The sequence below is a fragment of the Stenotrophomonas sp. S49 genome (assembly GCF_016624905.1).
Classification (GTDB): Bacteria; Pseudomonadota; Gammaproteobacteria; order Xanthomonadales; family Xanthomonadaceae; genus Stenotrophomonas.
On the sequence record NZ_JACVUD010000030.1, the window covers coordinates 1 to 13,517 of the forward strand.

Sequence of the window (13,517 nt, forward strand, 5' to 3'; positions counted from 1 at the left end):
GGGGCCGCCCCCCCCCCCCCGCGGCCCGCCGGCCCCCCCCCCGGCGGAGAGCGGATCAGCAGAACAGCTGCAGGATATCCAGTTCGCCGTCGGCGAAGAAGTCCATGCACAGCCCCACCACCATGATCAGGCCCAGCGTGGTGGCGCCATGGGTGATGAAGATCGAATGCGCCAACGCGCGCGCCGAGCGCCCCATCTTCATGCAGACCCGGGCCAGCCCCTGCAGGCGCCCGCTGACCGAATGCACATGGGCGCGCACCGGCTCCTGCACGCTGTTCATGGCCTCGGCCATCATCGCCTGCAGGCGTTCGGGCCGCTCGCCGTAGTACTTGGCCACGCCGTAGCCGAACATCAGCCAGTCGCGGGCCTGTGCCTCGGCCAGGTCCATCACTTCCAGCGGGTCTTCTTCGAAATCGATGAAGCCCACCTTCTGCCCGTCCCAGGTGAGATTGCGCGGCAGCGGTTGGCCGAAATAGGCCCCGCGCGCATGTGCCTCGGCCAGCGCCTGCATGGCCGCGGCCACCAGGCGGTCGCGACCGGCCGCGTCGGCCTCGCGCAGGCAGGTATTGAAGGAGCTGCCGTTGTCGCCGATCACCAGCGCGGCGTGGCCGCTGCCGATCACTTCGGGCACGTTGACGCCCTGCGCATGCAGTTCGCCCAGTCGGCGCGCTTCGGTTTCGCGGGCGGCATCACCACCACGGTGCGGCGGCGGACGCAGCGCGTCCAACTGGAAACGATGGGCGACGAAGTTCAGCAGGCCCAGGGCCAGTGCGCGGCTTCCCTTGCCGTACTGCTTCAGCCAGGCGCGCTGCCCTTCAATGACGATGGGCTCAACCATGACGGTTCTCCTAAACGCGTTACGGCCCCAGAGGGGCCGTAACGACAGATTCACGTTGTCGTAACTGACGCTATCAATAGCGCAGCAGAGCCGAACCCCACGTGAAGCCGCCACCGAACGCTTCCAGCAGCAGCAGCTGGCCGCGCTCGACCTTGCCCGAACGCACGGCGGCGTCCAGCGCCAGCGGCACCGAGGCCGAGGAGGTGTTGCCGTGGCGATCGACGGTGACCACCACCTGGTCCATCGACATGTCCAGGCGCTTGGCCGTGGCTTCGATGATGCGCAGGTTGGCCTGGTGCGGGATCAGCCAATCCAGGTCGGACTTGTCCAGGCCATTGGCCTCCAGGGTTTCGTCCACGACCGAGTCCAGCGCCTTCACGGCGTACTTGAACACGTCGTTGCCCTTCATGTTGATGGTGCCGCCGCCATTGGCGCCGCCCTTGAAACCGACCGACACGCCCACCGGGTTCCACAGCAGCTCTTTCTTGCTGCCATCGGAATGCAGGTGGGTGCTGAGGATGCCGGTCTCTTCGTCGGCCTTGAGCACGACCGCGCCGGCGCCATCGCCGAACAGCACGCAGGTGGTGCGGTCTTCCCAGTCAACGATGCGGGTCAGGGTTTCCGTACCGATCACCAGCACGTGGCGGGCATCACCGGAACGGATGAATTTGTCGGCCACGCTGAGCGCGAACACGAAGCCCGAGCAGGCGGCGTTCACGTCGAAAGCGGGGCAACCCGACGCACCGAGCTTGGCCTGGATCAGGCACGCGGTGGACGGGAAAATAAGGTCAGGCGTGGTGGTACCCACCACGATCATGTCGAGCTGGCTGGCATCGATGCCGGCCGCTTCGAGCGCACGCAGCGCGGCCTGGTAGCCGAGATCGCTGGTGGTTTCGCCTTCGGCAGCAATGTGCCGTTCGCGGATACCGGTGCGCGTCTGGATCCACTCGTCCGAGGTTTCGACCATTTTTTCCAGGTCGGCGTTGGTCAGGACTTTTTCCGGCAAATAGCTACCGGTGCCCGCGATCCTCGAGTAGATCCGCTTGCTCATCATGTTTCCTGTTGCGCGGGCCGCCGATCACCGGCACACCCGGGAAGAAAGGCGAAGGCCGCTGCCCGCAGGCAGCGGCCTTCCCGGCACATCAATCTTCTTCGACGGCCGAGGTCTTGGTCTGGATGACCTTCTTGCCGCGGTAGAAACCGTCAGCAGTGATGTGGTGACGCAGGTGCACTTCGCCGGTGGTCGGGTCGGTCGACAGCTGCTTGGCGCTCAGGGCGTCATGCGCACGGCGCATACCGCGGCGGGACGGGGTGACACGGGATTTCTGGACAGCCATGGGATTGCTCCAAACTCGGTTCGTTTTTGCTTCGTCGTATCGTCGCGCAGGACGCCAGCGCCCAGCACACTTTCGCTTTCGCCGCAGCCGCCGACGACAATCCGGCTGCTAATGCTTCTATTCTTTCTTCAGGGCCGCCAACGCCGCAAACGGATTGGCTTTCTTCGTTTCTTCTTCGCTTGGTGCCCAGTCCTGGTCGACGGCTTCACCGTCGGGTGACAACGGCACCACCGGCACCGCCAGCACCAACTCGTCTTCGACCAGGTCCAGCGGCCGCAGCTGGCCATCTTCCGGCACCAGCAACGCTTCGTACTCTTCCGGCAGGGACGATTCCTCGTCCTCGTCGCGGATCAGGCCAAGCCTCTGGGTCATCTTCACCGGCAACAGGAATCGCTGCATGCTGCGCTGACAGGTCAGCGGCAACGCGGTATCGATGGTCAGTTCCACATAGGATACCCGCAAGACCTCGTCGCGACCGAATTCAAGCGAGTAACTGCACTCACCGTCGGTATCGGCGACCAAGCCCTGCAGGCGGGTCAATTCAGCCAAAGAGACCTGGCCGTCGAAGCGCCTGCGCGCTACAACCATCCGCCAAGCATCCAGCGTTTCGGGCACGTTCGCGGACATAAGCCGCTGAATACTAAGGATCAGCCCGCCCGCTGTCAAATACCCCGCCGGGCGGGGCTTGCTGCGGGCCTTCACGCCGGGCCAGACTGCCCCGCCCTGCCCCGGAATTATCGCATGTCCGCCCTGCTGCTGGCCTCCACCTCCCGCTACCGCCGTGACCTGCTGCAACGGCTGGACCTGCCCTTCGACTGCGCACGCCCGGACGTGGACGAGACCCCGGGCGCCGGCGAGGCACCGGCCGCGCTGGCGGTACGCCTGGCCGCCGCCAAGGCCGCCGAGGTGGCCGCGCGCCACCCGGGCGCCTGGGCGATCGGTTCGGACCAGGTGGCCGATCTGGACGGCCTGCCGCTGGGCAAGCCGGGCACGGTGGACGCCGCCTGCGCGCAGTTGGCCGCCATGTCCGGGAGGACCGTGCGCTTCCATACCGCCATCAGTCTCACTCGTGATGGAGACGAGCTGGCAGCCGTGGATGTGACCGAGGTCCGCTTCCGCGTTCTCAGCCAGGACGAGATCGCCCGTTACGTGGCGGCCGAACAGCCACTGGACTGCGCCGGCAGCTTCAAGTGCGAAGGACTGGGCATCAGCCTGTTCGAGGCGATCGACAACCGCGATCCCACCGCGCTGGTCGGCCTGCCCCTGATCGCCCTGTGCGGGCTGCTACGGAAGGCCGGCTTCGCCGTGCCATGACCCCGCATTGGTAGCGTCGAGCTTGCTCGACTGAATGTACCCGGCAGTACAAAGCAGTCGAGCAAGCTCGACTCTACGCACCAGGCGGTCGAGCACGCTCGACATTGCGCGTTACGGGGCAACCTCGAACGGTTGTTCCTGCCACTGCTCCACGCTGCCGTCGCGGCCATGCAGGCGCAGGCCCAGCCAATGCCGGCCGGGCGCCAGCGCGCGCGTATCCACGCTGGCATCGAAGCCTACGTGCGGGTGGCTGGGATCGGTGGTGCCCGGCCAGGCCGCGCGGATGTCGAATTCGCGGCCATAGCGGGCATCACCCAGCGATTGACCATCCAGCAGCACTTCCACCCGCGACAGGCCGACACCGTCCTTGAAGGCCCAGCCCTTCACCGCAAGCGTGCCGGAAACGACATCACCATTGGACGGCGCATCCAGCCACGCCATCGCCGGGGTCACGCATGGCGCGTCCACGCGCTGCGCCGGCAGGCGGAACAACAGGAAGCGCTGGAAGCCGTGATCGCTGCTGACCACCCGTGGCGGCGGCAACGGCCCCACCTGTTCGCACACCGCGTGGTAACGCTGCAGCAGATCGCGGTAGCGCTGGTCACTGGGCGACAGCACCAGCAGCATCGGCTGCTGCCGCGTGCCATCGTGCAGCAACTGCCACTGCGCCAGCTGCGCGCTGCGCCCATGCTTGTCGTTGAGCGGGTGCGGCAGCACCGCGATATCCCCATCGCCAAGCTGGAACCCCAGCTCGGCGCCGACCTTGAAGTTACCGGCGAGCACCCGGGTGCCTTCCGGCATCTGTGCCAGCTCTTCGCGTACCGCCGCCGCCAGCGGCTGCCAGCCGGCGAAGTTGCGCGGGTAATACTTGTTGCCCGCCAACTGTTCGCGCAGGCCCGGCGAGGACGCCATCAGGTAATAGGAAAACGCCAGCACCATGCCTGCGCCCGCCAGCCACCAGCCGGTGCGGCGCAGGCCGCGCGGCCAGCCGTTGAGCACCACCGGCACCGCCACCAGCAGGGCCAGGTAGCCCGGCAGCGGCCAGTGGAAGCTGATGCGCTCCACATCGGTGAAGAAGCCGAGCACGAAGATGCCCAGCGTGGATACGCCGCCCACCAGGCCGAAGTAGCGCCACTGCACGCGCGCACCGCCACCGCTGCGGGTACCGGCCAGCGCCACCTTCCACATAGCAATGCACAGGATGGGCGTGACCAGCATCGGCTGGATCACCAGGAACCACAGCCCGCGCCACTCGAATGCCCACGGATGGCGCTCCACCACCTGGAATTTCAGGCCGGCATCGTGGTTGTCGGCATTCCAGGCCAGCAGCGGCAGCCAGGCCAATACGCCAACCGCCAGCGCCACCCACACGCGCGGGTCGGCCAGCATGCGCCGCCCCTGCGGCAGCGCCAGCAGGGCAATGAAGCCCACGCCGATGACACCAATAAAGCGGTAGTGGCTGAGCGCGCCGATCAGCAGGCCCAGGCCCAGCTTCACCGCCGAAGAGGCATCGACGTTGCGCAGCAGGCGCGCACCGGCGTCCAGGCACAGCACTGCCGCCAGCGCCATCGGCACATCGGGCACGGCCAGCAGGCCCAGCGTGGCCGACAACGGCATCAACAAGGTCAGGCTGCCGGCCTGCCAACCGGCCACCGCGCCGAACCAGCGGGTGGCCACGCGCGAAACCAGCAACGGCAACAACGCGCCGATGGCCAGGAACGGCAGGCGCAGCGCCAGCACATGATGGCCACCGATTTCCACGCCCAGCCGCGCCAGCCACGCGGTCAGGCCGGGCAGATCGGAATAGGCGGCCGCAAGGTGCTGGCCCTCCTGCCAATAGAACGCCTCATCGACGAACAGGGGCAGCCGTGCGGCCACGACCAGCTTGGCCGCTGTGACGAGCGTCCATAACCAGACAAATATCGTGCGTGCGCGCTGTTCGCCCTGCATTGCTCTATGGATAGAATCGATGGGTTCCCGAACGTGAGACGATCATGACAGCTTCGTCCCCCATGCCCAGCATGCTAACCGATCAACTGCGACAGTCCCTGCGCAATGCGCAGGACCAGGTCAACGCGCTGGTGCTGGGCAAGGTGCAGGAGGTGCGCCTGGCCTTCGTTGCCCTGCTTTCCGGCGGCCATCTGCTGATCGAGGATCTGCCCGGCCTGGGCAAGACCACGCTGGCGCACGCATTGGCCAGCAGCCTGGGGCTGGGCTTCCAGCGCGTGCAGTTCACCTCCGACCTGCTGCCCGCCGACGTGCTGGGCGTGTCGGTGTACGACGCCGGCAGCCGCCAGTTCCAGTTTCATCCCGGCCCGGTGTTCACCCATGTGCTGCTGGCCGATGAGATCAACCGCGCGCCGCCGCGCACGCAGAGCGCCCTGCTGGAAGCCATGGCCGAACAGCAGGTCACGCTGGACGGGCAGACGCATACCCTGCCGGACCCGTTCTTCGTGATCGCCACGCAGAACCCGGTGGATCTGTCGGGCACGTTCCCGCTGCCCGATTCGCAGCTGGACCGCTTCCTGCTGCGCCTGGCCATGGGGTATCCCAGCCCGCAGGCCGAGCGCGAGCTGCTGCGCGGCACCGACCGCCGCGACCTGATTGCGCGCGCGGTGCCGCAGCTGGATGACAACCAGGTGCGGCAATTGCGCGAAGCGGTCGGCCAGATCCATGTGAGCGATGCGCTGGTGGATTACGTGCAGGCGCTGCTGACCCGCAGCCGCCAGCATGCAGGCGTGCGCGTGGGCCTGTCACCGCGCGCCGGCCTGGCCCTGCTGCGCGCGGCCAAGGCGCATGCCTTGCTGCTGGGCCGCGGCCATGTGGTGCCCGAAGACGTGCAGACCCTGTTCGTCGCGGTCGCCGGCCACCGCCTGGTGGGCGAAGCCGAATCCAGCGCCGGTCCGGCCCTGGCACGGGCGATCCTGCAGACGGTGGCGGTCGATTGAACGTCTCCTCGCGCTGGGCACGGCTGCAGTTGCTGGCGCGCCCACGCACGCCGGAGGCATTGCCGCAGCGGCTGGACCGCCGCCGCATCTACGTGCTGCCCACGCGTTTCGGCCTGTTCGTGGCCACCCTGCTGGCGGCCATGCTGCTGGGCGCACTGAACTACAACAACAACCCGGCGCTGCTGTTGGCCCTGCTGCTGGCAGCGGCCGCGGTGGCCAGCGCGATTGCCGCGCACCTGCAGCTGTCCGGCGTGCAGGTCGATGCGATCGCCGCCGAGCCGGTCGCAGCCGGGCAACCACTGCGGCTGCGCATCGATCTTTCCGTGCGCGACCCGCGTGCGCGCCACGGGTTGCACCTGCAACTGGGCGACAGCCAGGCCTGGACCGACCTGCCGGCGCAGGGCCGCGGCGAAGTGGAACTGGATGTACCCACGCAGCGGCGCGGCTGGCTGGACCTGCCGCGCGTGCGCCTGTCCAGTACCCAGCCGCTGGGCCTGGTGCGGGCCTGGTCGTGGGTCTGGCCCGAACAACCGCTGCTGGTCTACCCCCACGCCGAAGCACAGGGCCCGGCCCTGCCCGAGCGCGGCAGCGACCCGCTGCACACCCGCGCCCATGCCAGCGGCGAGGAACTGCACCAGCTGCGCCCGTACCGCGCCGGTGACCCACCGCGCAGCATCGCCTGGAAACATTCAGCGCGGCGCGACAGCCTGCTGGTACGCGAATACGAGAAGCCGGTCGGCATCGAGGTGATGCTGGACTGGCGCGCCCTGGCACCGATGGCCGGCGAAGCGCGCATTGCGCGGCTGGCGCGCTGGGTCGACCTGGCCGAACGCGAAGGCCGCCGCTATACCCTGCTGCTGCCCGGCCAGCCCGCGCTCGGCCCCGGCCAGGGCGCCAGCCACCACCATCTGTGCCTGCGCGCACTGGCCCTGTTGCCGCATGACTGACACCGCGCCCCTGATCGATCGCAACGCGCGCTACTGGACGCTGGCCAGTGCGGCGCTGGCCCTGCTGCCGCTGCTGCTGCAGTTGCCCACGCTGTTGGCCGCGCTGTTTGCCGGCGCCGCCGTGCTGACCGCCCTGCTGTCGCAGCGGCGCGTGCTGCCGATGCCGGTGCGCGTGCTGCTGGTGCTGGCCATGCTGGGCGCCATCGTCTGGCAGATGGGCGCCATGCGCCCCGGCCGCGACACCGGCTGCGCGCTGCTGGCGGCGATGCTGGCGATCAAGTCCAGCGAGCTGCGCAGCCTGCGTGATGCGCGCAGCCTGATCGGCTTCGCCCTGTTCGCACCGTTTGCCGCCTTCCTGCTCGACCAGGGGCCGCTGACCACTGCGCTGGCAGCACTGGCCGGCATCACCGGCCTGCTGGCGCTGCAGCGCCTGGCCCAGGGCGAAGGCCATAGCGCGCCGGTGCCGCTGCGCGGTCAGCTGCACGGCGTTGGCCGACTGCTGCTGATCGGCCTGCCGCTGGCGCTGGCCTGCTTCTGGCTGTTCCCGCGCCTGGCCACGCCGTTGTGGGGCATTCCCGATCGCGCCGTCGGCACGCCGGGGCTGTCCGACACGATGGAGCCGGACCAGTGGCTGGACCTGATGGCCGACGATACGCCCGCCCTGCGCGTACAGTTCTTCGGTGCAGCGCCGGCGGCGGAACAGCGCTACTGGCGCGGCCCGGTGATGACCCGCTTCGATGGCCACGTGTGGCGGCGCGATCCCGCCACACAGTTCCGCACCCCGGCGGTCGTAGAACAGACAGGATCTGGCTGGGATTACCAGATCGATTACGAGCCCACCGACCGCCGCCAGCTGGTGGCGCTGGACCTGCCGCGCAGCGCACCGGCCGGGGCCCGCCTGGATGCGGACATGAGCCTGTCCAGCGACCGCCGCCTGACCGCACTGACCCGCTGGCGCCTGCAATCGGCACCAGCACGCCGCTTCGATGCCACGCTGTCGGCCGAACAGCGCCGTGCGGCATTGCAGTTGCCGGCAGGCTTCAACCCGCGCACCGCTACGCTGGCCCGGCAGTGGCGCCAGGAAGCGGGCAATGACGATGCCGCCGTGGTACGCCGGGCGCTGGCCTGGATCACCACTGACTTCTCCTACACGCTGGAAACTCCGGTGGCCGGGCGCGATCCGGTCGATGCCTTCCTGTTCGACTACAAGGCCGGCTTCTGCCAGCACTTCAGTTCGTCCTTCGTGGTGCTGATGCGCAACGCCGGCATTCCCACGCGGGTGGTGACCGGCTTCGCCGGCGGCACCCGCAACCGCATCGGCAATTACTGGGTGGTGCGCCGCATGGACGCCCACGCCTGGGCCGAAGTGTGGCTGCCGCAGCAGGGCTGGGTGCGGGTGGACCCGACCGCCGCGGTGGCACCGGAACGGATCCTGGACACGCTGGATGACCGCCTGCAGGCCGGCGCCGACACCGACCTGCAACAGCGCTGGCTACAGATCGGCCAGGTGGGCGATTGGCTGCGCCGCGGCTGGAACGATCTGGTGCTGTCCTTCGACGCACGCCGCCAGCAGCAGATGCTGCAGCCGCTGGGGCTGGACGATCTGGGGCCAGGACAGCTGCTGGCTGGGTTCGTGACGGCCGCGTTGCTGGCACTGGCCTGGATGGCCTGGCTGCTGGCACGTGGCGAGCGCGAGCGCGATCCCCTGCTGCGCGCCTGGCACCGCCTGGGCCGGCGCTACGCGCGGCGCGGCCTGGGCCGCGAACCGCATGAGCCGCCCATGGTGTGGGCCCGCCGCGTGCATGCCCAGCAGCCTGATCCTGCCCTGCTGGCACTCAGCCAGCGTTTCGCTGACGCGCGTTACGCTGGCACTCGCACCGACCTCGCCGCATTATTGCGGGACCTGCGCAGGCATCGCCCGTCTTCCGGAGCTTCCCAATGAAAACCAAGTTCCTTCTTACTGCCGTGGCCACGCTGGCCCTGTCGGCCTGCGCAACGGCACCCAAGCCGCTGCAGGGACAGTTCAGCCTGGTGTCCCCGCGCGATTCGGTCGCCACCCAGCAGGTCGGCACGCCGGTCCGTTGGGGCGGTCGCATCATTGAAACCCTGCCCGGCCAGGGCGAGACCTGCTTCCAGATGATCTCGCGCCCGCTCAATGGCAGTGGCCGTCCGAACACCACCTCCTCCGACGCCAGCGACGGCCGCTTCATTGCCTGCCGCGCCGGCTTCTACGACCCGGCCGTGTTCGAAGCCGGGCGCGATGTGACCTTCATCGGCAAGATCGACGGCTATTCCAATACGCGCATCGGTGACTACGATTACCGCCTGCCGAAGCTGGCCGCCGATGTGATCTACCTGTGGCCGGAACAGCGCCAGGTGGATGTGGTGCCCTACCCGTACGGTCCGTATGGCCCGTGGGGCCCGGGCCCGTACTGGGGCTACGGCCGCTGGGGCTGGTGGTAAGTACGGAAAGGCCGCCCCAGGGCGGCCTTTTTTACGGGTGCCATCACCCTGGCCATGCGTGGATGCGGTGGCCTCAACGCCCCGGCGTACCGAAATGCCCCAGCGGCGCGCCGGCCAGCAGATGCATGTGGATATGGAACACGGTCTGCCCGGCATGCTCGCGGCAGTTCATCACGATGCGGTAGCCGTCTTCGGCCAAACCCTCGCTGCGCGCGTAGGCCGCGGCGGCCAGCGCCAACTTGCCGATCAGGTGCGCCTGCGACGGCTGCAGATCATCCAGCGTGGGGATGATCTCGTTCTTCGGAATGAACAGCACGTGCACCGGCGCCTGCGGTGCGATGTCCTTGAAGCCCAGCACCTCGTCGTCTTCGTAGACGATGGTGGCCGGGATCTCGCGGCGGATGATCTTGCTGAAGAGGGTTTCGCTGCTCATGGTCGGCCTCGGCGGGATATGCCCAGCATTGTAGGCCGGCGATAGCAGGCATTGCCCGGCCGCGCGTCAGTCGCGGAATTCGCTGCGGGTGCCGAAGGCGTGCGACAGCGTGCCGCGATCGACGTATTCCAGTTCGCCCCCCAGCGGCAGGCCCTGGGCCAGGCGGCTGGGCCGCACCTGGCGGGCGCGCGCCAACTGCGCCAGGTAGTGCGCGGTCGCTTCGCCTTCCACAGTGGCACTGGTGGCGATGATCAGCTCCTGCACCTCGCCCTGGGCCAGGCGCTGCTCCAGCTGTTCCAGGCCCAGCTCGCGCGGGCCCACGCCATCGAGCGGTGACAAGCGCCCCTGCAGCACGAAGTAGACACCGCGGAAGCCGGTGGCGCTTTCAATGGCCAGGCGGTCGGCCGGCGATTCCACCACGCATAGCTGGCTGCGCTCGCGGCTGCCGTTGGCGCAGGTGGGGCACACCTCGCTCTCGCTGAAATCGCGGCATTGCGCGCAGTGGCCGATGCGCTCCACCGCCAACGCCAGGGTTTCGGCCAGGCGCTGGCCGCCCTCGCGCTCGCGTTCCAGCAGGTGGTAGGCCATGCGCTGGGCCGTCTTCTGGCCCACGCCCGGCAGCACCCGCAGCGCATCGATCAGTTGTTCAAGCAGAGGTGCGGACACGGCGGCAGGCTTTGTAGAGTCGAGCTCGCTCGACTGAAGGGCTTCGTAGAGTCGAGCTTGCTCGACTGAAGGGCTTTGTAGAGTCGAGCCATGCTCGACTGATTCATGCATGCAGTCGAGCAAGCTCGACGCTACGGAACGACCAGTCGAGCAAGCTCGACTCTACGGGAGAAGCCGTCGAGCACGCTCGACGCTACGGGCATCAGAACGGCAGCTTCATGCCCGGCGGCAGCTGCATGCCGGCCGTGGCCGAGCCCATCTTCGACTTCGATTCGGCGTCGATCTTGTTGGACGCGTCGTTGAAGGCAGCAGCGATCAGGTCTTCCAGCATTTCCGGATCGCTGGTCAGCGACGGGTCGATGCGCACCTTGCGGCATTCCTTCGCACCGGTAAGGGTGACGCTGACCATGCCGCCACCGGCGCTGCCGGTCACTTCGATCCTGGCGATTTCTTCCTGGGCCTTCTGCAGGTTTTCCTGCATCTTCTGGGCCTGCTGCATCAGTTGGGCGATATTCCCGCGCATGTCGTCTTACTCGTCAAAAGTACGGATGGAATCGGAAACGACCCGGGCGCCGTGCTGCTGGATCAGCAGCTGGACTTCCGGATCGTCCATGAAGGTGGCCTCGGCGGCCTGCTGGCGCTCGCCACGCTGGCGGTCGGCACGCTGGTGCAGGGTCTCGGCCGGCACGTGTTCGGTTTCCACGGTCTCGACCACGATCCGCAGCGCCTGGCCCAGGGCCTTTTCCAGCACCTCGCCCAGCGCCGCCAGCGCGCGCTCGGAGCGCAGGTATTCAAATCCGGGCGAAAGCCCCAGTTTCAAGGTGCCCTGCTGGCAACTGATGAAGGCGGCGTTGGCGGCCAACTGGCGCGAAGGGCCGTTCAGGCCGCTGCCGGCCACCAGGTCCAGCCAGTCCTCGGCACTGGCCAGTTCGCTCACCGCTTCCTGCGGGCCACGGTCGGCAGCCGCCGGTGCGGGCGCAATGGCAATGCCTTCCGGCTGGAACGAGCGCTCTTCGGCAACCTCGGCGGGCTGTGCCGGCGACGGCGGTTCGTGCCAAGGGGCGACCATGGCCGCCTCCGGGGTGGCATGCGCGGCGGCCAACGACGCATCACGGGCGTGGGCGGCCTCGGCCTCCTCGGTGGCCCACGGCGGCAGATCGTCGCTCGCTTCGGCCGGCGGCGCGGCAATCTCGGCCCTCACCGGCGTGGGGGTTTCGGGTTCTTCCACCGGCACCGGTTCAGGTTCCGGGGTGGGTTCCGGTTCCGGTTCAGGCTCCGGTTCGCGCGGCGGCGGCTCGGGCTGCGGCGACGGGGTATGCGCTGCGGCGCTCACCTGCTCTGGCGCCGCCGGGGCCTGGGCCGAGGCAGCGGCGGCCGGAGCGGCCTCCTGGCTGCCACCGGCACCACCGCCACTGGGTGCATTGCCGGCCGGGGCAGCGCCTGCGGCCGGGTCCACCGCACGCGGGACCGGCGGCACCGCGGCGGCCGGGCGGAAGGCCAGCATGCGCAGCACGGCCATTTCAAAGCCTGCGCGCGGGCTCGGCGCCAGCGGCAGGTCGCGGCGGCCATTGAGCGCCATCTGGTACCACAGCTGCACCACTTCCGGGCGCAGGCGGGCAGCGAAGGCGGCCACGTCCAGACCTTCGGCGGCGGCAGCCGCACCCGGAACCAGCTGCTGCACCTGGATACGGTGCAGGCCCTCGGCCAGCGCTTCCAGCACGCCGCTCCAGTCGGGCGAAAACTCGGCCAGCGCCGCCACTACCTGCAGCAGGCGCGCGCCCTCGCCGTCGGCCAGGGCATCCAGCATGGCCGCCACCTGGGTGCGGTCCACGGTGCCCAGCATGGTGCGCACCACGTCGTCGCGCAGGGCACCACCGGCATAGGCAATGGCCTGGTCGAGCAGCGACAGGCCATCACGCAGGCTGCCATCGGCGGCCTTGGACAGCTGCACGATGGCGCTGGGGTCGGACTCGATCTCCTCGGCGGCCAGGATGCGGGTCATCTGGCCCTGGATCTGGTCCTCGTCCAGCCGCTTCAGGTTGAACTGCAGGCAGCGGCTGAGCACGGTAACCGGCAGCTTCTGCGGGTCGGTGGTGGCCAGCAGGAACTTCACATGCTCCGGCGGCTCTTCCAGCGTCTTCAGCAGCGCGTTGAACGCCGCCTTGGACAGCATGTGCACTTCGTCGATCAGGTAGACCTTGTACTTGCCGCGCGAGGGCATGTACTGGGCGTTTTCGATCACCTCGCGCACGTCATCCACGCCGGTGTTGGACGCGGCGTCGATTTCCAGCAGGTCGATGTAGCGGCCGGCGTCGATGTCCAGGCAGGCTGCGCACTGGCCACAGGGGTCGGCGCTGGTGCCCTGCTCGCAGTTCAGCGACTTGGCGAAGATACGCGCGATGGTGGTCTTGCCCACGCCGCGGGTACCGGTGAACAGGAACGCATGGTGGACCCGGCCACTGTCCAGCGCATTGCTGAGCGCACGGACCACGTGTTCCTGGCCCACCAGCTCGGCAAAACGCTTCGGACGCCACTTGCGGGCAAGCACGAGATAGGACATCAGGCCACCGT

14 protein-coding genes are annotated in these 13,517 nt (G+C 68.4%); 5 read left to right on the forward strand and 9 right to left on the reverse strand.

Translation table 11 applies throughout. The annotated features are described in order from the left end of the window. Positions 1-55: 55 nt before the first annotated feature. The 4 genes from IAE58_RS08690 to IAE58_RS08705 form a co-directional block, all read right to left on the reverse strand. Complete coding sequence (locus IAE58_RS08690; RefSeq protein WP_199932593.1) at positions 56-838, reverse strand: serine/threonine protein phosphatase; 783 nt, start codon at positions 836-838, stop codon at positions 56-58. Positions 839-911: 73 nt separating this feature from the next. Next, on the reverse strand, positions 912-1,889 hold the full coding sequence (locus tag IAE58_RS08695; RefSeq protein WP_108748746.1) for a beta-ketoacyl-ACP synthase III: 978 nt from the start codon (positions 1,887-1,889) through the stop codon (positions 912-914). A 91-nt stretch (positions 1,890-1,980) separates the two neighbouring features. After that, entirely contained in the window at positions 1,981-2,175 is a 195-nt protein-coding gene (rpmF, locus tag IAE58_RS08700) for a 50S ribosomal protein L32 (protein WP_004154640.1), read from the reverse strand. Positions 2,176-2,292: 117 nt separating this feature from the next. Further along, positions 2,293-2,802 carry a YceD family protein gene (locus tag IAE58_RS08705; RefSeq protein WP_108755547.1) on the reverse strand — a complete coding sequence of 170 codons (510 nt, stop codon included), beginning with the start codon at positions 2,800-2,802 and terminating at the stop codon, positions 2,293-2,295. A 114-nt stretch (positions 2,803-2,916) separates the two neighbouring features. Here IAE58_RS08705 and IAE58_RS08710 point away from each other — a divergent pair, with 114 nt between their 5' ends. Beyond that, positions 2,917-3,489, forward strand: coding sequence for a Maf family nucleotide pyrophosphatase (locus tag IAE58_RS08710; RefSeq protein WP_199932592.1), 573 nt, complete (start codon positions 2,917-2,919; stop codon positions 3,487-3,489). A 111-nt stretch (positions 3,490-3,600) separates the two neighbouring features. On the opposite strand, the gene IAE58_RS08715 is transcribed toward IAE58_RS08710, so the two are convergent. Further along, entirely contained in the window at positions 3,601-5,439 is a 1,839-nt protein-coding gene (locus tag IAE58_RS08715; RefSeq protein ID WP_199932591.1) for a glycosyltransferase family 39 protein, read from the reverse strand. 44 nt (positions 5,440-5,483) lie between these two features. Here IAE58_RS08715 and IAE58_RS08720 point away from each other — a divergent pair, with 44 nt between their 5' ends. Genes IAE58_RS08720 through IAE58_RS08735 form a run of 4 tightly spaced genes read left to right on the forward strand, consistent with a single transcriptional unit; the run spans position 5,484 to position 9,847 of the window. Then, positions 5,484-6,437 carry a MoxR family ATPase gene (locus IAE58_RS08720; protein ID WP_108748742.1) on the forward strand — a complete coding sequence of 318 codons (954 nt, stop codon included), beginning with the start codon at positions 5,484-5,486 and terminating at the stop codon, positions 6,435-6,437. After that, positions 6,434-7,384, forward strand: a complete 951-nt coding sequence (locus IAE58_RS08725; RefSeq protein ID WP_199911414.1) for a DUF58 domain-containing protein — start codon at positions 6,434-6,436, stop codon at positions 7,382-7,384. The genes IAE58_RS08720 and IAE58_RS08725 overlap by 4 nt, the downstream gene beginning before the upstream one ends. Then, entirely contained in the window at positions 7,377-9,326 is a 1,950-nt protein-coding gene (locus IAE58_RS08730; RefSeq protein ID WP_199932590.1) for a DUF3488 and transglutaminase-like domain-containing protein, read from the forward strand. The genes IAE58_RS08725 and IAE58_RS08730 overlap by 8 nt, the downstream gene beginning before the upstream one ends. Next, positions 9,323-9,847: a Slp family lipoprotein gene (locus IAE58_RS08735; RefSeq protein WP_108748740.1), complete on the forward strand. Its 525-nt coding sequence runs from the start codon at positions 9,323-9,325 to the stop codon at positions 9,845-9,847. Before IAE58_RS08730 ends, IAE58_RS08735 begins: the two co-directional genes overlap by 4 nt. Positions 9,848-9,920: 73 nt before the next feature. On the opposite strand, the gene IAE58_RS08740 is transcribed toward IAE58_RS08735, so the two are convergent. The 4 genes from IAE58_RS08740 to dnaX form a co-directional block, all read right to left on the reverse strand. After that, complete coding sequence (locus IAE58_RS08740; RefSeq protein WP_108748739.1) at positions 9,921-10,280, reverse strand: histidine triad nucleotide-binding protein; 360 nt, start codon at positions 10,278-10,280, stop codon at positions 9,921-9,923. A 66-nt stretch (positions 10,281-10,346) separates the two neighbouring features. Continuing rightward, positions 10,347-10,946: a recombination mediator RecR gene (gene recR / locus IAE58_RS08745; protein ID WP_199932589.1), complete on the reverse strand. Its 600-nt coding sequence runs from the start codon at positions 10,944-10,946 to the stop codon at positions 10,347-10,349. A gap of 202 nt (positions 10,947-11,148) precedes the next feature. Then, entirely contained in the window at positions 11,149-11,469 is a 321-nt protein-coding gene (locus tag IAE58_RS08750) for a YbaB/EbfC family nucleoid-associated protein (RefSeq protein ID WP_019659509.1), read from the reverse strand. Between the two features lie 6 nt (positions 11,470-11,475). Continuing rightward, positions 11,476-13,506, reverse strand: a complete 2,031-nt coding sequence (gene dnaX, locus IAE58_RS08755) for a DNA polymerase III subunit gamma/tau (RefSeq protein ID WP_199932620.1) — start codon at positions 13,504-13,506, stop codon at positions 11,476-11,478. Positions 13,507-13,517 lie beyond the last annotated feature (11 nt).